Origin of the sequence: Rhodococcus sp. PvR044 (assembly GCF_040548995.1) — a bacterium.
In the GTDB taxonomy this organism is placed as follows: Bacteria; Actinomycetota; Actinomycetes; order Mycobacteriales; family Mycobacteriaceae; genus Rhodococcus_G; species Rhodococcus_G oryzae.
On record NZ_JBEPSX010000016.1, the window covers coordinates 35,277 to 55,984 of the forward strand.

Genomic DNA, 20,708 nt, shown 5'->3' on the forward strand with positions numbered 1-20,708 from the left:
CAATTCCACAGTGCAGTAAGACCCCAGAAATGAGAAAACCCCCAGGCGGGGGTGGGTTTTCATCAGGAGATCCATTGGAAGGGCCGAGTGGCCCTTCCCGTCTGAGGGAGATCGTCTGCCAGGACGATCCCGCTCTGGGTGAGTTTCCGAAGTTGGACGCTTCGTGACTCGATTACTGCAATTCCCCGAAGGGACTACCTTGACCGGTACGTCTCAGGGTAACGCACACCCTGAAACCAGCTCAACCGTTCATATTTCCGTGATCTCCGGCGTGTCGCCCGAGGTCAACGCCACCGATCGCGCTCTGCCCAATCCGTTCGCGGATGGTGAGTGGGAGGCGCTCGTCGCTGCCGCGGTGGCGGCCGTCGCTGAGGAAGAGGCTGCCCAGGCGCAGCTCGATTCCGCCGACGCGCAGGCCGAGGCCGTGATCGCCGAGCTGCTCGAGGCTCAGCCCGTCGGCTCCCGCGCGTTCTCGTTGCCGATCGCGCCCGGCGCCTGCACCCGAATCCTGCCGTGGCACAGCCGCGCCTACTGGCTGTCGCTGTGCGAGTGGGTCATCACGCACACCGACCGCGGCCAGGCCGCTCTTAAACGCCATGGAATCGCCGCCGCCACGTTCATTCGGGGATGTGCGGCGCACGCCGAGGTCGCCGAGTCGGCCACCGGACGGCGCGTGACGGCATGCCTGGACACCCTCTCCAGTCGGTCCGGGTTGTCCGTCGACCAGATCAAGCGGTGCCGCCGCGTGCTCCGGATGCTCGAGCTCGGCGTCGAGCAGGCCCGCGGCAAGAAGCTCAACGGCCTCGAGCGTGAGGCTGCGGCCCGCCAGTACGAGCAGACCCACGGAAAGGCCCCTGTGCGGCCCCAGAGCGGCGCTGCGAGCGTGTGGAGCCTGTCTGCCCCCCAGTGGGCCGTCGAGGCTATGCCGGCGCCGAAGAAGAAGGCTCGCCCGTCACGGCGGCCGCGACGCCGTCCGGCCCGTGCTCCCCGCACCACCACAGCTGCGACCAGGCCTGACTCCGCGAGCCCCCGCAGCGCCGAGCGCTCCGCACCCCAATCCCCTAGGGGTTCTTTTGCTCTTGATCTTTCCGCTAGGAAAGACTCCCTAACGCGCAAGCGCGCAGGCGAGAAGAACCTCACAACCACCACCCCGATGCGGCCGCTGGCCCTTCAGCGAGCCGCGGCCGAGCTGGTCGAGCGCATTCCTGCGCTGCGTGGCCTCGTGGGCATCGACGAGCTCACCGGTCAGCGCCGCGGGCACATCGGCTCGGTCTGCGACCTGCTGGTCGAGGCAGGAATCGACACTGACCGCTGGACCGGCGTCGACATCGCCCAGGCCCTCACCCTCGACGGCATCGCCCGAGGGTGGACCTGGCCGACGACCGAGTCGATGACCTCGCCGCTGCGCCTCGTCGCCTGGCGGCTGCGCCAGCTCGACTGGTCGGGCATCTCGCCCACCGAGCGCAAGGTCGCCGACCGCCAGCACGCCGCCGAGGCCCCCGCAGCGGCGTCGTACCGGCTGGTCAAGGCCCGCCGCACAGTCCTGGCAGCGACCGAGACAGTGCAGGCGCCCCCGGCCTCGGCCGAGCACCGCCAGGCACTGCGCGCACAGTTCGCCGCTGACCAGGCAGCCCGCAGGGAACAGGCCGCCCGCAACGCCGCGGCGGCCGCGATCTCGGTCGCATGATCAGCCACGGAGGGGACGTGTCGTTTAGCCAGGTCAAGCGTTATTTCTGGGATACTGAAACCCTGACGCCGAGCCGGACGAGATCCCGGCGACGGCGTCAGGATCTGCATAGGCTGCGGGACAAGCCCGTGGGCCCGGAGATGAGCAACCAGAGGACGGAGCGCCATACGTGAGCACCAGGAACGCCACCACTCCGCCCCCTCGCATCCTGGTGAGCCGGATCACCGACCAGCACAAGAAGGTGTCCCGGAACGCCGACTCGGTCCGCGAGCGGCTCAAGAACGGCGCGAAGCTGGTGATCGTCGACACCGGCGACCAGACGATCGAGCTCCTCGACAAGGACCTCGTCGGTGCCGGCCAGGACTGGACGCTGCGGATCTCCGGCACGTCGACGGTGCGGATCCACCTGTCCACTCCCCTGCCGAAAGGCGCCCAGATCGTGGCCACCGGTGGCTCATTCGTCGAGGTCACCGGGCAGGGGACGCTGTACGCCTACACCCGCTCGAGGGTGCACGCGTTCGGCGAGTGGACCGTGCACGCCCGGAACTTCGCCGACATCAGCGTCTGTGACTCCTGCACCGCTGTTTCCATGGATGACACCACGGTCACCGCCTACGACACCGCTCACGTCGACGCCAGCGGCCGTTCCCGGGTCACCGGTACTGATCAGTCCTCCATGCACCTGTCCGAGGACGCGCATGGCTCTGTGACGCGCGGAGTGAAGGTGACCGGGCCCTCGCGGTCGAATCTGTACGCGACCCGGCCTACCGGGTAGCTGCGCTCTGGCGCTGGGCAGCGGCGTCGGAAGTGCCCCAGATCGTGCGCACATCGCCGTTGCGCAATGACACTCCGACGCCTTCGATGCCCCAATTGACCATGCCGATTTCACCTGGACGGTCTGACCTGGTCGATCCGAAGGTCGTACCGACCGCCGGGACCTGGACGACGTCCCAGCCATCGGGTAGGCGAATCGTGACGCCCTCGGCGTTGCAGTCGTGAAGCGCCGGTTGGTCGAGCTGCTCGACCAGCACCTCGCCCTGCACGGCGCAGCGCGGCAGTTCGTGGCCTCCCGGAGTGATGGTCAGTGCGTTGCTACAGCCGGCCAACAGCAGCGCCAGGCCCGACACTGCCATCACCACCGACACCGACATCCGGAATCGGGGCGTTGCGCGTAGAGCAATGCGTTGCGGGGCCATGGTGGCCAACCTTCCATAGTGCGGATGTCGTTCCGGATGTTGCACAGGCCGATCCCCGGCCGTTCCGGAAATTGCACAGCCTGACGACGTTGCGGACGCCGTTGCAGAGACCGGAATGCCCAGTGCGGACGCCGTTGCAGAGACCGGAATGCCCAGTGCCCACGCCGTTCCGGCAATCGCACAGCCTGACGAAGTTGCAGATGCCGTTGCGGACATCGCGATGCCCACTGTCCCTGTCGGCCCGGATGTTGCACTGCCACCACCTCTGCCGTTCCGGAAATCGCAGTGCCTGGTGCAGCGAGGGCCCCGCCGTTGCGCTCGCCCCTGCTGCGCCACAGGGAGGTGCCCTTCCTCCACCGCTCTCGTTGCGAGAACTGCAACGAAAGCAACGCTGGCAATACGGGCATTACCAGCGTTGCTGTGGTTGTCGGGCACCTGCGGGCCGCCGACTGGCCTGAGGAAAGCAATGCCAGCAATGCTGGGGCGCCGCATCAGTCAGCATTGTCGGCAATGCCGGTAATGCTGGCATATCGCCGGGGACTGCGAGAAAGCAAAACAGGCAATGCTTGCAAAGCGACACGCCCGCAACGCCAGTAATACAAGCATTGCTGGCGTTGCTGAGGTAGGGTTCACTGCAAGCAACACCAGTAACACCCGCAACGCTGGCGATAGCAGTAACACCCGCAACAACTGCAACGCCAGCAATGCAAGCAATGCCAGTGCAACAGGACCCGCGTGGGACCACGCGAGGACGCGAAGGAGATGCCGGTGTCGACACGCATGAAGCCAGCTCCAGGACGCAACGACGCGGCATTGCGCCGGGTCATTGCATTCATCAACGGGAAGGGGGGAGTGCTCAAGACGACGTTGACCGCGAACGTCGGCGGGCTGCTGGCTGCATCCGGGTACCGGGTTCTGATTGCAGACCTCGACCCCCAGGGCAACTTGGCCGAAGACCTCGGCTACACCGGAACCGACGTCGACGACGAAGGCAAGAATCTCGCGCAGGCGCTGGCGTTCGGCGAGCCCCTCACGCCGGTCCAGGCGGTCCGAGAGAACCTCGACGTCCTTCCTGGGGGAACGCACTTGGAACTGGCCACCGCCGCGCTCACCTCGAAGGCGGCGAAGGACCCCGTCGGCGCGAAGCTGGCACTCGCAACGGCCCTCGAGCCGATCGCGGACCAGTACGACATGATCCTGCTCGACTGCCCTCCCGGCGACGAGACCCTCCAGACGGCCGCGACGGCAGCAGCCCGGTGGCTGCTGATCCCCGTCAAGAGCGATGCCTCCAGCCGAAAGGGCATAACAGCGGTCATGAATCGGCTCAACGCCGTTCTCGGAGACAACTCCGAACTGGACCTTCTTGGCGTGGTTCTGACCGCTGTCGGCACGTCCGCTACGACCGTGCAGAAGCAGGCACGTCTTGCGATCGCGGAGGCGTTCGGTGGCAGCGAGGACGTCGTGTTCGACAAGACCGTGCGGCACTCGGAAGCGACGGCGCAGGCCACCCGCGAACGAGGAATGCTGGTCCACGAACTTGACACCGTCATCCAGAACGGACCGAAGTGGTACGAGGTCATCCGCGGCGACGCCCAGGCGCAGGATCTCGCACCCCGTTCATCCACGTCCGTTGCCGACGATCTCCTCGGGGTCGCCCAGGAGCTCGTCAGCCGCATTACCGCCGCAGAGAACGAAGAGGCAGCATCATGACCGAACAGAAGCGAACCATCACCGGGCTCGCGCCACGGACGACGCCGTCCATTGCGCGGGTCACCGGGGACCTGTCGAATCTCCAGGCCAAGAACCGCACCACTGCGACGCCGGCGCCGCAACAGCCAGCGCCCGCAGCGCAATCCGCAACGGAACCTGCAACGCAGAAGCCGCCCAACAAGCCCATCACCGTCTACATTGCGCCCGACGTCTACAAGCAGGCTCGCCTTGCACATGTGGCAACGCGCGGCAGCGAGTCGGACCTCACCTGGTCCCATTTCGTGGAGAAAGCACTGGCCGCGGAAGTGCAACGGCGGGCCACGCAATACAACGACGGCGAGCCGTTCGAGGGCAAGGACGCACCGCTTCCCTCAGGCCGCCCGCTGTCCGACGACTGACATCCACGAAAGAGGCCCCCACCGGTTAGAACGGCAGGGGCCTCGTCGACCGGGACGACCCTGGAAGGAAACCCCGATCATGACTGACCTTAATCTCCGCGCCGCCCGGATTCAGCTCCGCGGGCTCGTCGCAGCGGTCTTCTTCACAATCCTGATCGCGCTCGGCATCACCACAGGCGCCTTCATCCTGTCGTTCTCTGTGCTGCGGGACCTCGCAGGGCAGGGCATGATGCCGCAGCAGTGGGCCTGGATCTTCCCCGCGACTGTTGATGGGGCCATCCTCGGATGCACGTTCGCGGCAATCCTGCTGAGCAAGATCAGCGGCAACGCCGCCGGTCGCAACTTCTTCGTCTCCGTGCTCTGTGCCATGGTGTGCATCAGCGTCGCCGGCAACGCGTACCACGCCTACAAGGCCGCTGAGGAGGCCGTGCGCAAGGTTGCCGCGGGAGTCGACCTCGGCTTCACCCCGCTCGCGCCTGGCGCCGCCGCGATGATCGCGGTCATCCCGCCCCTGCTGGTCCTGGCCTTTACGCACGGCATCGGCATCCTTATCAAGGCCATCGGAAACGCCTACAGCGAGTACAACGAGCTCGTTGCGGCAGCTGCTGCACTGTCGACGACCGTTGCGGAATCCGCAACGCTGGTTGTCGCTGATGATGCGCTGGCCCCGATCGCAGTTGCAAAGACGACGGACTGGGATGTTGCACGAGCCCATGTCGCGCCGGAGACCGCCGCGCCCCACCCGGTGTCAGTTGGGGACATCGCAATGCCCGTTGCGGATGCCGTTCCGGTCGTTGCACAGCCCGCTGCCCACACCGTTCCGGAAATTGCACAGCCTGACGACGTTGCAGATGCCGTTGCGGACGCCGTTGCAGAGATCGGAATGCCCGTTGTGGAGGCCGTTGCGGAGTCCGCACCGTCTGCTGACGACGTTGCGCCTTCGGCACTGTCCGCTGCTGACGACACCGCACTGTTCGATGCCGTTGCGGATGCCCACGCAACGATGACGGAGTTCGACGTCGCCGCAACGCAGGAACCGGAGCAGAGCCTCGATGCGCTCCTCGATTTCATCGACCGTGCACCGCTCGCCGAGAACGTCCGTGAAGCTGCCCGCCTGAAGGTCAAGGATCCGAACAAGACGTTCGTAGCCATCGCGGAAGAGACCAACGCGGCTCCCAGTACCGCATACCGCCGCTACGCCAAGTTCGAGGAGGCTGCCCGCGCCGCCGGGTTCACGATCCCCCCGCTGCCCGATCTGGGAGAGAACAGCCTCACCGAGGACGTCGGCGGCGAGCTCGACGAGATGCGAGAGCTGGTGAACAACTGATGACCGAACACGACAGTGGCGCCGATCAGGGCACCCTCTTCGGCGCCGAAACGGCACCCAGCGAGATGCCCACAGCTGACCAGGCACAGCACGCCGAGCCTGCGCCCGCCACCGCCCTCGTTGCGGCGGAAGCGAGCGCGCCGGCCACCGCCGCCGACGAGTCCAATGTCGAGGCAGTGGGGGAGGAGCAGGAACTGCGGCCGTGGGAGTCCCTCCCGGTGACCGAGGACGCCGACGGGCACGCGCTCATCGTCACCGCCGAAGCCAGCTACCGCCCGTCCGGTGCTCGGCTGACCGGCCCGGTCGACTCGATCGAGAAGCTGGGCCAGCTGATCGATTGGGCAGCTCTGACCCCGCTCGGTGTCCCGGCTCAGGTGTGGCTCGTCGGGATCGGCGCCTGCGAGCTGCTGGGCTGGACCATCGACCCGGGCAGGGAGGAAGACTACAAAGACCTCGAGAAGCTGCGCTTGCGGGCCGTAGAGGACCTGTGCCAGGCCGTCACCACCACGCTGACGGCACTGACCAAGGCGGGATGGGAGCTGCGCGGCGACCCCGGCCATGTCGTGCACCTCTCACGGCAGATCGGCAAGGCCACCCAGATGGTCGACCTGGTCCTCGAGCCCTACGTCTGGACGTACTGGAACAAGGACTTCGGCTGGTACAACCGGATCGGCGACATGGGCATCCTTGGCAACCCGACCAAAGGCACCTACCTCCCCGACGATGACCTCCCCGCCGCCCGGGAGCTGGGGCGCCGCCTGGCCTGGTCGGCCAAGCACCTCGGTGTCCTGCCCGGCCCGACCGCGGCCCGCACCGGTGCATCAGTCCTGGACAAGATCCGCCGCGAGCGCCTCCAGACCAGCAAGGGCATCGTCGTCACCACCGCTGGCACGATGCCGCCGATCGACGGAGCCCCGAAAACGGACCTCGAACCGGCTGAAGGCTGGTTCCGGGTGCCGGACTCCGACGATCTCCACGACATCGCGCAGCTGGTCACGATCGACCAGCGCGCCGCCTACCTGGCTTCGGCCGGGATGCTCTCCCTTGGCTACGGCAACGCCCGCCAGCTGCTCGGTGACGACGCCGCGGCCGCGGCCGCCGAGGACAAGCCCGCGTTCGGGATCTGGCGCGTCACCCTGCCCGCGGCCGGCCAGTACTCGCTCCCGGAGAAGCTTCCGTTGCCGCACCCGGCAATGCTCGTCGACCAGCCGGTGACCACGTGGATCACCACCGTCAGCCTCGAAGGGCTGTGCGCGCCGATCGCCGACGGCGGCATGGGCCTGGAGGTTGACGACCTCGAGGTGACCGAGGCGTGGGTGTACGCGGAGCAGGGGAGGGCCCTGGACAAGTGGGCCAAGGTCATGCGCGAAGCCCGCACCGTCGCGGTCGAGTCCGACGACGTGGCGATGAAGCGGTTCCTCGGTACCTGCTACAAGGGCTACATCGGCCGAATGCTCGACCCCAAGAAGTGGACCGCCACCCGCATGCAGCACCACCACCAGCCGCTCTGGCGGGCCGCGATCATGGCCCATTGCCGGTGGCGCGGCCGCCGGGTGGCCATGCGCATCGCCCGCGAGACCGGCCGCTGGCCGATCCGCACCGAGACCGACTCGTGGGTGTACCTGCTCGGCGAGGGCCAGAACATCGCCGACGACAGCGACCAGTTGGGCAAGATGGCCTTGGAAAAGCACGTGGAGCTGACCGACGAGATGATCCTGTCGTTCGCGGCCGCGGAGACCAGCCGCGAGATCCGGCTCGCGATCTCCGCGGCCTACGGCACCAGCACTGACACCGACGACGACGAGGAGGAGGACTAGATGGCGCTGCACCTGCCGAAGCCGCGGTCAACGCCTGTGCCGCAGAAGACCGTCGGGTTCGACGGCATGAACGTCAAGGTCGCCGCCGCCGCCGCCGAGGGCGTGGCGAAGTCGCAGGAGACCAGCAGCGGCCTGGCCGGTCTGACGTCGAAGGTGTCGGTCAAGCAGATGCGCGGCGAGGTCGGCAAGGACGGGCTGCGGCAGGCCGCGATCGACGCCACCGGCAAGGAACCGTCGGATCGGACCTTGCGGCGCTGGGTGCAGCAGGACCGCATCCCGGACCCGCAGGTGGCCGAGCTGGCGCAGCGCCGCGCGGCGGTCGAACGTCTCGGCGGCGTGGATGCGGTGGCAGCAAAGATCGGTAGGACCGCGTCGTCGGTGCGTAAGTACCAGTCCGGCAAGACCAACGATCTGCGCAACGACGCGAAGTCCAAGCTCAAGGCGGCGAAGGCGAAGGACACCATGCAGAAAGCGGGCGTATTACGCCCCGACGGGACATCGAAGGTCGCGACGGTCCAGGTCACCGGCCGTATCCACGTACGCAACGGTGACGAGGTCGGGTACGACTTCCGCACCCGGACACTGGACTTCGCGAACTCCGACAGCCCGTTCAGTGCCGAGGAGTCGCAGGAGCTCGCCGTGGCCCTGGCCAACGACGATCAGGCCCGCGTCGTGGCGATCCTCGAACGCCACGCCACCCTCGACTACCCCGAGAACAAGGGCTTCGACATCTACAGCGACAAGGTCGGGTTCCATTTCGATGCCATCGACGACATCTCGATCGATTGGAACTGAGGCCGCCCACACCTCGAGGACCATCCGACCCAGCCCGCCGCGGTACGGGGTCGGGTGGTCCTTGTCGCATCCGCACCCGAAAACCCGCGGCGTGGGCCTGTTCTCGCTGGCCAAACGCCATCACTATGCGGCGGGGACGAAAGAGGCACCCAGTTGAGGTAAAACGCCGAAATGGGCCAACGTAGGCACCTGTGTCCCTTCCGGTAATCGAGGTGCCCATGCCCGCCAGACGTTCGAGAGCCCGCCGCGCCGTCGCACTGATCGTCACTGCGACCGTCGCCGGCGCCGGCGTCGCGCTCACTGCCCCCGCCATCGCCAACGCCGACCCGGCCCGCTGCGCGGCGACGTTCAACCTGTTCATCCCCGGCACCTGGGAAACCAACGCGAACGCCGACCCGAACCAGACGATCGGCATGCTCAAGCCGATCGGCGACGCGATCAAGCGCGAGAACGGCTCCCAGGCCGACGTTTACACGCTCCCGTACATGGCGCGTGCCTTCGACAACGGACACACCTACGCCGACAGCAAGGCTGACGGGCTCGGCAAAGCGGAGCAGGTGCTCGAGCAGATCGCCGAGGCCTGCCGGAACACGAAGATCACCATCACCGGCTACTCGCAGGGCGCCGACATCGCGGGCGACCTTGCCTCGGGGATCGGCAACGAAGAGGTCGACGTTCCGGCCGAGCGCGTCCTGGCCGTCGGGCTGCTCGCCGACCCCGGCACCGGCACCAAGGGCTCGGCCACCGTCGGCCCCCGCACGGCAGGAACCGGCATCGCCGATCCCCGGCCACAGGGGATGGGCAAGCTCTCCGGCCGCGTCGCGACGATCTGCGACCCCGGCGACATGTACTGCTCGATCAAGAAGGGCTCGAACCCGCTGCTCGGATCCCTCGGTTCAATCCTGTCCAAGACCCCCAGCGGGACAGCCAATTCGGGGACCGCTGACAGCACCACGCAGGTTGCCACAGCGCTGACCTCCGACTTCTCCGATGCCGACCTGCCCGAACTCGGATCCGACGTTGCCACCCTGGGTAAGCAACTCTCCGAGCCCACCGTCGACATCGGCCAGATCGCCACCACCGCGACGTCGATCGCGAAGACCCTCACCCCGCTCGCCGATCTCCTCGACTCCGGCGCCGCCAACTCGGCCGCGACCAGCCAGCTCGCCGCCGCACCGGCCGGCACCGCCGAGAACGGCGCCTCCCAGGTCCTCACCCGCGCAGGCCAATCCGACCTGGCCGGGGCGCTGTCGACCGTCACCACGATCGCCGACACCGCGACCAAGCTCACCAGTGGTGGATCGACCAGGCTGCCGTCGAACTCGCCCGACATCACCTCGCTGTCCACGGCCGCCGGCACACTCGGCGGCCAGGTGGCGCCCGTGGCTTCCACCCCGGCCGATGCGCTCTCGACCGCCACGAACGTGCTCGGCGTGCTCAAGCCGAAAGTGGTGGTTGACCAGATCCTCAACGTCTCCACCAACATCACCGCGCTCGACTTCCCCGCGATCCTGCGCAACCTAGAGCTGCTGGTGCAGAGGGTCGCCGCCGGTGATGCGCGCGGCGCGCACGAGGTGTCCGGCCAGCTCAACAACCAGTTCTCACCGCTGGTGAAGATGACGGCCGCGGTCGACCTGAAGTGGGCCTCGCAGGTGCTCTCGATCATCCCGGACCCCTCCGGATACACGCAGATCGCGGCCCTGGTCACCTCGATCCTCGGCAACGTCGACATCGTCAAGCTGGCCAACCTGATCGGCCAGGTCCAGGAGATCGCCTGGGCGGCAGTGGAGAAGCTGTTCCCGCCCCCAGGCCAGATCCCCGACCTGCTCGGCGCAGGCGCCGCCATGACCGGACTGCTGCCGGTCGGCCTCGACCTCGCCTCCGTCGCGGCGAACATGCTCTCCGGCAAGGCCAGCAAGACCAGCCCCGAGCTGCTCGGCAAGCAGTCGTCGAAGGTCGCCACCAGCATCACCGCCCAGGCACAGACCCTTGACCTTCCGGCCCTGACCGGCTCGCTGACCACCATGGCGCAGTCCCAGGGCGCCGAGGACCTGGTCGGCCTGGTCAAGGAAGGACTGACCGCCGCGACCTTCTACAGCTCCGGCGCGCACACCAACTACAACGCCCTCGTCGTCGACAACGCAGGACGCAACGCCGTCCAGTGGCTCACCGACTGGCTCAACCTTCAGATCGGACGTGCCGCATGAGCCCACGCGCCCACAACCCCGCCGCCCGCTGGACCTACTGCAACGACTGCGAGCACCGCGGCTACCACGCGCGCAGCGACGCCAAGGCAGTCCGCAAGCGCCACCCCGGCGAGAAGGGCATTGCCGTGTTCGCGTGCCCCCACACCGACGGGATGTTCCATGTCGGCCATCGTCCGGAAGCGTTGAGCCGCGGGGACATCGACCGCGGGCTGTTGCGAACCCAGGCCGTCCAGGCTCTCGAAATACGCAGGCAAGCCATATGACGGCGGCTGACCCCCAGGTCATCTCGGGTGGGCCGTTGTGGCCGTCGTCCTGGGTGATGGTTGGCCTCATGGTCGCGCTCGTGGTGCTGCCCGCAATCGCGGGCATCGTCCTTCGGGTGCGAGGGGCGTGGGCCTCGACTCGACGTGCTCCAGAGCCGAAGGCATCGCCCACGGCCGATCCGGATCGCGCCCACATCCACCCTCAGACAACCTCCACCGCCGCATCTTCCGCGCCGACCGAAGGGCCAAGCGCATGACCTCCACCACGAAAGGCGTGATCACCATGCAGATCCCGAGAGACCGCCAACCGGTCGTGCTCGAGCAAACCGTCAGACTGCGGGAGATGGCCCTGCGCACCTCCGTGGCCCTGTCCGCGGGCGTCGTCGTGGCGGCGATCCTGCTGCTCGCAATCGAGTGGGCCGACCCGGTTCGCGACGTCAGCATCGCGACCAGCTACGTGTCCCGGGTGGGCATGGTCGCGACCGTGTTCGCCGCGGGTCTTCTCGCGCTGGCGTACCTCGCGGGCCGATGGTCTCGACAGCTCCAGCCGCAGGCGGTGACCCGATGAGCTGGAAGGCAATCGTGGCCGCGGCCGCGGGCATTGGTGTTGCGTCGCTGGGCGCGTTCGAGATGGCCGGGCCCGGCCTGGGCACGGTGCTCGCTGCACCCGCCGCCGCCGCCGCGGCGCCGGCCGCCGCCCCAGCGGTGGGGCAGGGGACGAACATCGACGAGCTCGTCGTCGGGCTTACCGTGGTCAAGTCGCTGCCGAAAGTCCCCGGCTACGAACGGGACTGCACCAAGGGCAAAGCGTGCGTGTACGGCCCCGCCTGGACCGACGACTACACCGGACCGTCGTCCCATGACGGCTGCGACACCCGCAACAACGTCCTCGGTACCCAGCTGGTCAACGTGCGGTTCAAGCCCGGCACCCGAGATTGCAAGGTCATCGGCGGCACACTTCACGACCCGTATACCGGCAAGACGATCGAGTTCGACCCGAAGAAGTCGTCCGCAATCCAGATTGATCACGTGTTTCCCCTCTCGAGGAGCTGGAGTGCCGGCGCCTCGAAATGGACGCTCGCGCAGCGCACCAGCTTCGCCAACGACACCGCGCTGAACCTGCTCGCTTCCGACGGCCCGGCGAACCAGGCCAAGAGCGACAAGGGCCTCGACAAGTGGATGCCCGCCAATGCCGGGTACCGGTGCGAATACGCGATCAAGTACCTCACCGTGGCCAAGACCTATCAACTCGCAGTCACCACCAGTGAGGTCGACGTCGCCCGCACCGCGTGCAGCAACCGATAGTCGCCAACTAGCGAGGAGATCCCGATGACCCAGACACTCGAGGCAGACACCACGCTCACGGCCGCCCAGAAGCGCGCCGAGCAGCGCCGCATCAATGCCCGGAACCGGAAGGTCAGCATGCGCGAGAGGAAGCTCCGACGGATCTACAAGGGGCGCGACGACCTCGACGTTCCGCCCGCTCGTCAGATTGTCGACCGCTATACCGCGCTGCGTGATTCGGGGCGCCTGCCGATCGACACCGACGAACTCGACGGCACCATCGTCGCGGTACGCCGACACCACTACGACTCAGGTGCTTCTCGCTACGAGACGATGTGCGTAATAGGCGTCGGCGCACTGTTCATGCTCCTGTACCTGTGGCGAGCCGAGTCGCGGGACGGCCTGGACACGTTGCAGACCTTCGACCTCGCAATCATGTTTGTGCTTGGGGCCTTGTGTGCAGCTGGTCTCGGTGTCCTTGTGTGGGGCTGGGCCTACGACTCCAAGAACAAGCGGGCGTTCGCGTTCCGTGCACATGCCGATGCGCTTCTCTCCGAGGCCGAGAATGCCGACACCTCCGACATTGCCGCCGTCACCAGATGATGATCGCGAGCAGGTTCGCGCCGCGGCGGCGGGCCAAACCGACTGGGGTCAATGGGGTTCGGCCGAGGAGCACCTGCGCTACCTCCGGCCGGCCCCGGACCAGCGGTCGAAGTGCCAATGCGGTTGCGGCGGGCTGGCCACCCATCACGGTGCCGCGAACGGCGTCGCCTTGGTGAGCGGGTGCGAGTTGTCGGTGCGCCGGTGGGTGCGTGACGGCTGCTGATCGTCTCGCTGATGTCTGACCAGCCTTGCAACATTACAAAAGATTATTGTAAGGTTTGGGTCTGACGCAGCCAGCTGGGAACAGATCCCGGACCGCCACCACGGCGCGAGGCTGACCGACGCGGAGGGACTGACGTGAATGCCGCATTCAGTGCCGCCACGGACACCCTCAACCTGATTGAGTCGCCGCGCGCCGGCGGGCCCGGGTTCTGGTCCCGTCTTGGCAGGGGGGACATGTCAATTGCCCAGTACGATGCCCCTGTGTGCCGATCAAAGTCCCATGGATCCCCCGGTCGCCGATGCCCCGGATGCGGCAGCACCGCGGCCGCACTGAAGGCCAACGGGAATCGCCGCCTCGGCCGCGAAGCCCGCAAGAAGGTCGTCGACCACCTCAAGGAACAGGGGATGGTCGACGCCGCCGCGGCGGTCCAGGCCGCGCCGCCGAGCATCCTGAAGGAGCTCATGGCCGGCCTCGGGATCGACGAGTCGATCCTGGGTAAGACCCCGATGCCGAGCACCCACGCGAACCCGCCGTCCGCGAAGCTGCTCATCGCCCAGGCCCTCGCCGAGCGCGAGAAGCTGGCCAGCCCGAAGATCACCACCGCCCAGGCCGCACTCGAGGCGGCCGAGGAGAACGTCGCCACGGTCGACGCTGACGCCAACGAGGCACGAAAGGCCGTCAACCGCTACCGGTCCCGGCTCCGGAAGGCCACCAAGGAGCTCGAGGACGGCACCGGCACCGCTGAAGCGGTCGCCGAGCAACAGAAGCTGCTCGACGACGCCAAGACCGCGTACATCGACGCTCAGCGCCGCCAGAGCGAGGTGCGCGACGACCTCGCCGCCGCCAAGTTCGGCATGCGCGAGGACATGGGCGACGAAGACCGGGACGCGTACTACGCCAGCCTCACCCAGGACGAGGTCGAGGCGATCGGGCGGTCCTACAACCGCCGCTACGCCGAGGCTGCATCCGAGGCGCTCGCTGCGGGCCCGGTGCTCTCACCCGCGGGCATCGAACGTGACACCAGCGTCTACACCGCCGGCACCATCCCGATGCAGACCGGATCGGCCATCGAACAGGTTGAAGGGCGGTACCTCGACGGAGGCACCGCGATCGTCCGCCGCGGCTCCGGCGACTTCGTCGTGCTCCAACGCAAGGGCGACGCCTACTACCCGGTGGCCACCGCACACGGCAAGAACGACGCCCTCGCCAAGGCCAACCGGATCCCGATTCTGGTCGACCCTGGTGCACTGCCGGCCGACGCAACCGACATGCAGCGCCAGGCCCACGCGGTCCGGGGGGACCTGCTGCTCGACGTCGCACGCGAAGCCGCTGCGGGGAAGGCGACCACGGCCGCCCAACAGCAGAAGATCATCAACGACGGCTTCGACGGTGCACGCGAGAAACTGACCGACTCCGTCGGCGCCGGACCGGTCCGCGCTGACATCTACGACGGCGCCAAGAGGCACACCAAGCGCGTGCGCGAGCGCGCGGCGGTGGCGGCGGGGGAGAAGGCCCGCGCGGAGGCGCTCGCGGCCGGCAAGACCAAGACCCAGGCCGACGACGCCTACGCCCGAGCTCACCGCCGCGCGCTCGGCACCCCGACCCGCGGCGGCGGGGTCATTCCGCACTTCGACCACAAGATCCCGCCGGACAGCCTCGGCGCCGACAAGCACGCCAGCCTGTACCGCAGCGGAATCCGCGCCTTCGGCAAGGAAACCGCCGGCGACTACGCAGTGATCCATCAGCGCGCTGGAGACCTGCAAGCGTGGGGGTTCTCCACCAGCGGAGACAAGGTCTACACCTCCGACCTCGGCAAGCTGACCCAGACCAACAGCACGTTCGTGAACAAGGTGCTCGACGGATCCGAGCGCGGCGCCCTGAAGACGTACACCGGCGGCAGCTACACGACCATCAACGCCGCGGTGACCGGCCGCGACCCGAGCCCGTCGCCGCAAACCAAGACCGTCGTGCACGGAATCGAGTCGGCGTTCGACAAGTTCAACGAGCACAACCCGAACATGGAAGCGATGACGGTCATGCGCGGCACTCGCATCCCGAGCGGGTGGAAGGGGACGCCGACCGAGTACATCGACTCGACGTTCACTGTCGGCTCGAAGATGCAGATCGGCAAGGTCACCAGCACCACGACCAGCCAGTACACGGCGCAGAACTTTGCCGGACACCCGCCGTACATGATGGTCATCCGCACCAGGTCCGGCCTACCGGTGAAGTCGATCTCGTTGCACAGCAGCGAGGACGAGGTCATCGTCCCGATGGGCACTGACCTGCGCTGCGTCCGCGTTGACCACAAGGGCATCAACGGGATGCCGACCGTCTGGCTGGTCGCCGAAGACCTGGTCGCCGAAGCCGACGGAACCCCCTCGCCCCTCAAGGCCGTCGCATAGAAAATGCGAATCTACATGGGAAAATGACACGTCCCCTTAGTGAGAGAAGGCCACGATGAGCGCGCAACTACCCCCCGAGCAACTCGACGACATCCGATCCCGCCTCAAGGCAGGCATGACGCCGAACGACATCGCCAACTTCTACGGCCGCGTCGCCGACCTAGACCTGATCGAGGTCGAGCGGATCCGCACTGCCGCCAACGAGCTCGAGCAAGAGCAAGAGGAGAACCCATGACAGCATCTGACATGAGCAGCCACATCGCCGAGCTCGCCCGCTACGGCAACGCCCTGACTGGCCTCGCCGCCGGTGACGCCTGGGGCTACCAGGTCGAGTTCCGCAAGTACGCCGACCTGCCGGCCTACCCGGTGCCCGCACCTGCGGGGGAGTGGGTCATCAGCGACGACACCCAGATGACCCTCGCGCTGCACGACGCCCTCGTCGAGATCACCGACTTCGACGACATCGCCGCGGTCACCGACGCGATCATCCGCCACTTCATCCTGTGGCAGGTCGACCCCGACAACTACCGCGCCCCGGGCCGCGCCTGCATGGGCTCGCTGTCGAACCTGCGCGCCGGAGCTCGCTGGCATGACGCCGACGGTGCCCACGAGTCCGCCGGTTGCGGAGCCGTAATGCGCCTGGTCCCGGCCGCATTCGCACCCGAGCCGTACTGGCGCGGAGTGACCGCCCTCCAGGCGGTGATCACCCACAAGCACCCGCGCGCAATCGTTCCCGCGCTGCTGCTGGCCGACGCGATCCGCCACGCTCCGGAGCGGCATGGCCGGTTCCTCGAGCACGCCCTGGCCGAGGCCGACCGGATCTACGACGGCGCCAGCGAGTGGCTGACCGACCCGTACCTCGCCGCCGTCCTCGCCCCCTACCGAGGGGACGTGTCATCTGTGCTGGTAGACGGCCTGAATGACGACGTGGTGGACATCCTCATCTCGGCCGCGGAGACCCTGGATCGCCTCGACCAGCTCGACCCCACCGAGTTCGGCGATCCGTGCGCCGGCATCGGCGAGGGCTGGGAATCTGCCAGCGCCATCGCCCTGGGCCTGCTCGCCGCGGACCTGGCCACCTCCCCGGACATTTCGGACGCCCCGCGCCTGACCGGACCCGAAGCGCTGGGGTGGGCGGCCACCAGCAACGGCGACTCGGACTCCATCGCCTGCATCGCGGGCGCGGTCATCGGCGCCGCCCACACCGTCCCGGACTACTGGCCCCTGTCCGGCCTGACGCCGCGGTTCGAGCCGCGCTACACCGCCGAGCTCGCGGCCGCCTCCACCGTGCTGCCCGGAGCCTCGCCGACCGACTGACCGTCGGGCACCCCGTAGGTGAATTGCGGTGTGAACTGCGAAAATGACACGTCCCCCCTTCCAGTAGCTGGACGGTGGGGAGCGGGTCAGATCCGCCGCAGCGAAGCCACCACCGAGGGGGAGAAGATGCAGCAGGCAGTCATGGGAACCATCGGCGCCGTACTGGTCATCGGGGGAGTACTCACGATCATCTGGTCACGCCGCACCCCGGACCGACGAGCCCGCCCCGACTCCTACTTCAGGTGCGCGTGGGCCTCGGTGGCCATGTGGTTCGGTGCGCTGCCGATCATCGGCGCGATCGCCGACATCACGCATCTGTCCGCGAAGCTGCAAGACGCCGCCTACGCCGTCGTGCTGATCGGCGGCCTGACCGCCACCCTGTGGTTCGCGATCGTGGGACTGCGGACCCGCCGCAACGAGTTCCGCAAGCTCCAGCGCCAGTGCATCGACGAGGGCCGCACCCCGCCGCGGTACTTCTGGACACCCTGGTCCATCTTCGGCTGGACCCTCGGCCTCGGCGCCGTCCTGGTCATCTGCGGCAGCCTCGCCATCGCGTCGATCATCGGTGTCCTGCTCGAGAACGCGACCGTCGACGAAGTCGAACGAACCTCCCAGACCATCGCGACCATCACCACCACCTGCATATTCGCGCTGATCCCGATCGCGGCCGCGGCCGGCCTCTGGCGATGGAAGGGCAGCCGCGTCGAAGCGCGCGAGCAGCTGGCCGAGACCGCCGAACCGTCCACGTACGCCACCACCGCAGGAGAACCGGCATGACCGGCCCCGCCGATATCCTCGCCGACCACAGCCGTTGGTTCTCGTTCGAGACCTACGACAAGTGCTGGTGCGGAGCGATATTCGCGAAGGGTCAGCACCCCGCCCACCAGATCGACGCCATGGCCGCCGCCGGGTACGCCTGGGTCCAACTGCCCGCGAGGAACATCGCGCACGGCTGGGCCGTCGAAGACACCGACGTCGAGATCCGCAGCCATGACCACCGCGGCAGCGCCGCGGTATCCCTAGTGGTGCCAACGATTCGCGGAACCACGCTGCAAAAGAGCTACCACCCATCGGTCGGACCCGAGCTGGCTGGCGCGATCATGGCCGCCCACCTCGAGGCCACCGCGGCCGCCGAACTGGGACATGCCCATGGATAGGCCGACGATCGCGCACCTCACCCCCAAGGCCACCGCCGAGATGTTTCGCCGCGTCGCCGATCGACTGAGCGAGGACGGGTACGGGGCGCGGATCTTCGGCTGGCGGCGCCTTTCGGTGATCTGGGAGACGAAGAAGCCGCCGCGCCAACTCCTCCCGATCGACCGCAAGGTCGTGCCCGTCGAGGACCTCTTCGGGCACTCAGATGACGACCGGGAACAGCCAGAGCCGCCGCCTCGGTGCCGCTGCGACGGCGCGGCATACGAGACCAAAAGGCGTCCCTTCCTGGTGCACCCGGACTGCCCCATCCACGCCCAGCACACCGCCGAGCCAGACGAGACGAGCGCCGGTGAGCGATAGCGCTGAGGCCCGCGCTGCGCTGCTGACAGCTGCCGCCGAGGCGCTGTTCGAGCGGGACGGCGCGAGCGAGGAGTGGCCGGAATGGGGGAACCTCAAGCCGCGGCAGCAACAGTGCTGGATCCGGGCCGCTAAGCCCGCCGTCGACGCCGTGCTGGCCGCGCTGCCTGCGCAGACGCCTCCCCTCGGCTACGTCGAATCCGAGGAGATGATGGCGGCGTCAGCCATGGCTGAGATCGTGCACCTGCCATCGCCAGACGGGGCGATCCGTCATCTCCACGCCGAGCTCGAACGCCTCGCTTCCACCGCGGCGGCCTCGTACATCACGCGGACGCCACTCCGAATCGAGACAGGATCGTCAGGCGAGCAACTGATGGTCTGGCACGACGATGGCGCGCTCCGAGTACTCACCGCAGAAGGCGGCGTGTTCCTGTCGGGGACGACGAGCTTCGAGTACGGCCGCGACTGGTTCGCGGTGACCAACACGCAGGTCCGCGCCCTCGCCCACGCTCTGCTGTCCGCCGTTGCACACGTCCACGAGGAGCACTGATGCCCGCCTATCCCGCTGACTACCTCGACTTCGCCACAGAGCAGTTTGGTCGAATCCATCAAGGCCACAGCCTGAATCCGGAGGTGCTCGCGGTCGACCTGCGGGCCGCGCGAGGAGAGGCGCCGACAAAGGAGCTGCTGGTCGAGGAACTGCATATGCAATATCACCCGCGCCTCAAATGGTGCGGCCAGCTGTTCGGCTTCCCGTGCGACGAAGAAGGCGACTGGCATTCGCACTGGGCGCCAACCCAACCCGGCGACGGAACAGCCTTCACGACCGCCCAGTGGACCGAACCCGAGGAGAACCGTTGACCGACACCGTGCAATACCCCTGCATCACCAACGAAGACACATGGCAGAACGACCGACTGGAAGTCGGCCCCGCCCCGTATTGGCCTGCGCTGAAGGTCGGCGCGCGCACCGAGAAGGGCTTCTCCTGCGTCTACCTGGCCCGCGCCGAGGTGGCCGCACTCCGCGACCATTTCGACGCCTGGCTGGCCGCCACCGCCGACGGGCACCCCGGCGCAACTCCATCCACGAACGATCAGGAGAACCGATGAGCTACTACACCCCTGAGCCCGTCACACCCACCCCGCTGAGCTCCGGCGACCGGATCAAGTTCAGCGACGACCGGCGCGTGTTCCTGGTTCGAGCCGTGTCTCCGAACTTCGCCGTCTGCACCCGCCAGGCCGACTTCCGGCCCAGGGGGCACCTGGCCTACACCGTGGTCGACTGGCGCAACGGTGTCCGCGGCCCGGTCAACGTCCTCGGTCAGGGGTGGGATGTCACCACCGACGAGCAGTGCGAGGAGTTGTGCGCGCTGCTCGAAGCTGGCCGGTGGCAGGTGAGTCAGAGGAACTGGCGCCGCATCAACCTGACCGAGCCGGTGGGCGCCGCTGTAGGCGCATAGCGACTTCCGTCGCGACCCTGAAAGAACAGCCACTACCTGGTGATATGACACGCCCCCACCCCACTGGGTGGCCTCGTGACGGACCACCCACCGACCATCCGCACCGCTCCGGAATCGAGAGGGCTGCGACAAGGAGATTCACGATGCTTTCCCGTACCGCGCACGGGCCCTGGGCGGTTCAGTCCGGCCGCATGATGCTCGCCCTTCCCTACGCGCACGTCACCGAGGACTCGGTCATCCAGCGCATGTTCGTCGGACCTGGTTCCCGCCAGCGGGCCGAACGCTGGGTTGAGTCGAGAAGCGAGAACGCCCAAGCTCTGACCTCAGAAAATGCGGCTGAGCTGCGTAGATGACATGTCCCGCCACTTGGGTTGAGGTTTCCATGCTGGGCATGTCGTGGTACGAGCTCCGCGCCGAGGTTGCGCACGGCGATCGAATGTCGCACGTGGAGGGCAAGATCGAGCCATGGCCATTGCTGCAACGTTTCTGATGGTGCTCGCCGCCG

24 protein-coding genes are annotated in these 20,708 nt (G+C 67.5%); 23 read left to right on the forward strand and 1 reads right to left on the reverse strand.

What is annotated here, in order from left to right:
* Nucleotides 1–259 precede the first annotated feature (259 nt).
* Together ABIC28_RS25520 and ABIC28_RS25525 are read left to right on the forward strand one after the other, a co-directional pair.
* A complete protein-coding gene (locus ABIC28_RS25520; protein ID WP_354581471.1) occupies nt 260–1,687 on the forward strand; it encodes a hypothetical protein in 1,428 nt (475 codons plus the stop codon).
* Nucleotides 1,688–1,856: 169 nt separating this feature from the next.
* A complete protein-coding gene (locus ABIC28_RS25525) occupies nt 1,857–2,462 on the forward strand; it encodes a hypothetical protein (protein WP_354581474.1) in 606 nt (201 codons plus the stop codon).
* Here ABIC28_RS25525 and ABIC28_RS25530 read toward each other — a convergent pair.
* The gene (locus tag ABIC28_RS25530) at nt 2,452–2,892 is read right to left on the reverse strand and encodes a hypothetical protein (RefSeq protein ID WP_354581476.1); all 441 of its coding nucleotides are present in this window, start codon (nt 2,890–2,892) and stop codon (nt 2,452–2,454) included. The genes ABIC28_RS25525 and ABIC28_RS25530 overlap by 11 nt on opposite strands.
* A 759-nt stretch (nt 2,893–3,651) precedes the next feature.
* On the opposite strand from ABIC28_RS25530, the gene ABIC28_RS25535 reads away from it, so the two are divergent.
* The 21 genes from ABIC28_RS25535 (at nt 3,652) to ABIC28_RS25635 (ending at nt 20,556) form a co-directional block, all read left to right on the forward strand.
* A complete protein-coding gene (locus tag ABIC28_RS25535; protein WP_354581478.1) occupies nt 3,652–4,593 on the forward strand; it encodes a ParA family protein in 942 nt (313 codons plus the stop codon).
* Complete coding sequence (locus ABIC28_RS25540) at nt 4,590–4,991, forward strand: ParB family protein (RefSeq protein ID WP_354581479.1); 402 nt, start codon at nt 4,590–4,592, stop codon at nt 4,989–4,991. Before ABIC28_RS25535 ends, ABIC28_RS25540 begins: the two co-directional genes overlap by 4 nt.
* A 79-nt stretch (nt 4,992–5,070) precedes the next feature.
* Nucleotides 5,071–6,318 (forward strand): DUF2637 domain-containing protein, encoded by a 1,248-nt coding sequence (locus tag ABIC28_RS25545; protein ID WP_354581481.1) that lies wholly within the window; start codon nt 5,071–5,073, stop codon nt 6,316–6,318.
* The gene (locus tag ABIC28_RS25550; RefSeq protein WP_354581483.1) at nt 6,318–8,135 is read left to right on the forward strand and encodes a hypothetical protein; all 1,818 of its coding nucleotides are present in this window, start codon (nt 6,318–6,320) and stop codon (nt 8,133–8,135) included. Before ABIC28_RS25545 ends, ABIC28_RS25550 begins: the two co-directional genes overlap by 1 nt.
* Nucleotides 8,136–8,930 (forward strand): hypothetical protein, encoded by a 795-nt coding sequence (locus ABIC28_RS25555; protein WP_354581485.1) that lies wholly within the window; start codon nt 8,136–8,138, stop codon nt 8,928–8,930.
* 218 nt (nt 8,931–9,148) lie between these two features.
* On the forward strand, nt 9,149–11,137 hold the full coding sequence (locus tag ABIC28_RS25560; RefSeq protein ID WP_354581487.1) for a cutinase family protein: 1,989 nt from the start codon (nt 9,149–9,151) through the stop codon (nt 11,135–11,137).
* Nucleotides 11,134–11,400, forward strand: coding sequence for a hypothetical protein (locus ABIC28_RS25565; protein WP_354581489.1), 267 nt, complete (start codon nt 11,134–11,136; stop codon nt 11,398–11,400). Before ABIC28_RS25560 ends, ABIC28_RS25565 begins: the two co-directional genes overlap by 4 nt.
* Nucleotides 11,401–11,653: 253 nt before the next feature.
* Nucleotides 11,654–11,968 (forward strand): hypothetical protein, encoded by a 315-nt coding sequence (locus ABIC28_RS25570; protein WP_354581491.1) that lies wholly within the window; start codon nt 11,654–11,656, stop codon nt 11,966–11,968.
* Between the two features lie 14 nt (nt 11,969–11,982).
* On the forward strand, nt 11,983–12,705 hold the full coding sequence (locus tag ABIC28_RS25575) for an HNH endonuclease family protein (protein ID WP_354581493.1): 723 nt from the start codon (nt 11,983–11,985) through the stop codon (nt 12,703–12,705).
* 24 nt (nt 12,706–12,729) lie between these two features.
* Nucleotides 12,730–13,287 carry a hypothetical protein gene (locus tag ABIC28_RS25580; protein WP_354581495.1) on the forward strand — a complete coding sequence of 186 codons (558 nt, stop codon included), beginning with the start codon at nt 12,730–12,732 and terminating at the stop codon, nt 13,285–13,287.
* Nucleotides 13,288–13,770: 483 nt separating this feature from the next.
* Nucleotides 13,771–15,915, forward strand: a complete 2,145-nt coding sequence (locus ABIC28_RS25585) for an ADP-ribosyltransferase (RefSeq protein WP_354581497.1) — start codon at nt 13,771–13,773, stop codon at nt 15,913–15,915.
* A 55-nt stretch (nt 15,916–15,970) separates the two neighbouring features.
* Nucleotides 15,971–16,150 (forward strand): hypothetical protein, encoded by a 180-nt coding sequence (locus ABIC28_RS25590; RefSeq protein WP_354581499.1) that lies wholly within the window; start codon nt 15,971–15,973, stop codon nt 16,148–16,150.
* On the forward strand, nt 16,147–17,232 hold the full coding sequence (locus ABIC28_RS25595) for an ADP-ribosylglycohydrolase family protein (RefSeq protein ID WP_354581501.1): 1,086 nt from the start codon (nt 16,147–16,149) through the stop codon (nt 17,230–17,232). Before ABIC28_RS25590 ends, ABIC28_RS25595 begins: the two co-directional genes overlap by 4 nt.
* A gap of 126 nt (nt 17,233–17,358) precedes the next feature.
* A complete protein-coding gene (locus ABIC28_RS25600) occupies nt 17,359–18,009 on the forward strand; it encodes a hypothetical protein (protein ID WP_354581503.1) in 651 nt (216 codons plus the stop codon).
* Entirely contained in the window at nt 18,006–18,389 is a 384-nt protein-coding gene (locus ABIC28_RS25605) for a hypothetical protein (RefSeq protein ID WP_354581505.1), read from the forward strand. The genes ABIC28_RS25600 and ABIC28_RS25605 overlap by 4 nt, the downstream gene beginning before the upstream one ends.
* Nucleotides 18,382–18,747, forward strand: coding sequence for a hypothetical protein (locus tag ABIC28_RS25610; protein WP_354581507.1), 366 nt, complete (start codon nt 18,382–18,384; stop codon nt 18,745–18,747). The genes ABIC28_RS25605 and ABIC28_RS25610 overlap by 8 nt, the downstream gene beginning before the upstream one ends.
* On the forward strand, nt 18,737–19,294 hold the full coding sequence (locus tag ABIC28_RS25615; protein WP_354581509.1) for a hypothetical protein: 558 nt from the start codon (nt 18,737–18,739) through the stop codon (nt 19,292–19,294). Before ABIC28_RS25610 ends, ABIC28_RS25615 begins: the two co-directional genes overlap by 11 nt.
* Complete coding sequence (locus tag ABIC28_RS25620; protein ID WP_354581511.1) at nt 19,294–19,605, forward strand: hypothetical protein; 312 nt, start codon at nt 19,294–19,296, stop codon at nt 19,603–19,605. The genes ABIC28_RS25615 and ABIC28_RS25620 overlap by 1 nt, the downstream gene beginning before the upstream one ends.
* Nucleotides 19,602–19,853 (forward strand): hypothetical protein, encoded by a 252-nt coding sequence (locus tag ABIC28_RS25625; RefSeq protein WP_354581513.1) that lies wholly within the window; start codon nt 19,602–19,604, stop codon nt 19,851–19,853. Before ABIC28_RS25620 ends, ABIC28_RS25625 begins: the two co-directional genes overlap by 4 nt.
* Nucleotides 19,850–20,203: a hypothetical protein gene (locus ABIC28_RS25630; protein ID WP_354581515.1), complete on the forward strand. Its 354-nt coding sequence runs from the start codon at nt 19,850–19,852 to the stop codon at nt 20,201–20,203. The genes ABIC28_RS25625 and ABIC28_RS25630 overlap by 4 nt, the downstream gene beginning before the upstream one ends.
* A 143-nt stretch (nt 20,204–20,346) precedes the next feature.
* Nucleotides 20,347–20,556, forward strand: coding sequence for a hypothetical protein (locus tag ABIC28_RS25635; protein WP_354581517.1), 210 nt, complete (start codon nt 20,347–20,349; stop codon nt 20,554–20,556).
* Nucleotides 20,557–20,708 lie beyond the last annotated feature (152 nt).

Bases quoted from the DNA above. Each gene is read 5' to 3' on its own strand.
- ABIC28_RS25540 (WP_354581479.1), top strand. From the start codon at position 4,590: ATGACCGAACAGAAGCGAACCATCACCGGGCTCGCGCCACGGACGACG.
- ABIC28_RS25545 (WP_354581481.1), top strand. From the start codon at position 5,071: ATGACTGACCTTAATCTCCGCGCCGCCCGGATTCAGCTCCGCGGGCTC.
- ABIC28_RS25550 (WP_354581483.1), top strand. From the start codon at position 6,318: ATGACCGAACACGACAGTGGCGCCGATCAGGGCACCCTCTTCGGCGCC.
- ABIC28_RS25555 (WP_354581485.1), top strand. From the start codon at position 8,136: ATGGCGCTGCACCTGCCGAAGCCGCGGTCAACGCCTGTGCCGCAGAAG.
- ABIC28_RS25560 (WP_354581487.1), top strand. From the start codon at position 9,149: ATGCCCGCCAGACGTTCGAGAGCCCGCCGCGCCGTCGCACTGATCGTC.
- ABIC28_RS25565 (WP_354581489.1), top strand. From the start codon at position 11,134: ATGAGCCCACGCGCCCACAACCCCGCCGCCCGCTGGACCTACTGCAAC.
- ABIC28_RS25570 (WP_354581491.1), top strand. From the start codon at position 11,654: ATGACCTCCACCACGAAAGGCGTGATCACCATGCAGATCCCGAGAGAC.
- ABIC28_RS25580 (WP_354581495.1), top strand. From the start codon at position 12,730: ATGACCCAGACACTCGAGGCAGACACCACGCTCACGGCCGCCCAGAAG.
- ABIC28_RS25590 (WP_354581499.1), top strand. From the start codon at position 15,971: ATGAGCGCGCAACTACCCCCCGAGCAACTCGACGACATCCGATCCCGC.
- ABIC28_RS25595 (WP_354581501.1), top strand. From the start codon at position 16,147: ATGACAGCATCTGACATGAGCAGCCACATCGCCGAGCTCGCCCGCTAC.
- ABIC28_RS25600 (WP_354581503.1), top strand. From the start codon at position 17,359: ATGCAGCAGGCAGTCATGGGAACCATCGGCGCCGTACTGGTCATCGGG.
- ABIC28_RS25605 (WP_354581505.1), top strand. From the start codon at position 18,006: ATGACCGGCCCCGCCGATATCCTCGCCGACCACAGCCGTTGGTTCTCG.
- ABIC28_RS25610 (WP_354581507.1), top strand. From the start codon at position 18,382: ATGGATAGGCCGACGATCGCGCACCTCACCCCCAAGGCCACCGCCGAG.
- ABIC28_RS25620 (WP_354581511.1), top strand. From the start codon at position 19,294: ATGCCCGCCTATCCCGCTGACTACCTCGACTTCGCCACAGAGCAGTTT.
- ABIC28_RS25630 (WP_354581515.1), top strand. From the start codon at position 19,850: ATGAGCTACTACACCCCTGAGCCCGTCACACCCACCCCGCTGAGCTCC.
- ABIC28_RS25635 (WP_354581517.1), top strand. From the start codon at position 20,347: ATGCTTTCCCGTACCGCGCACGGGCCCTGGGCGGTTCAGTCCGGCCGC.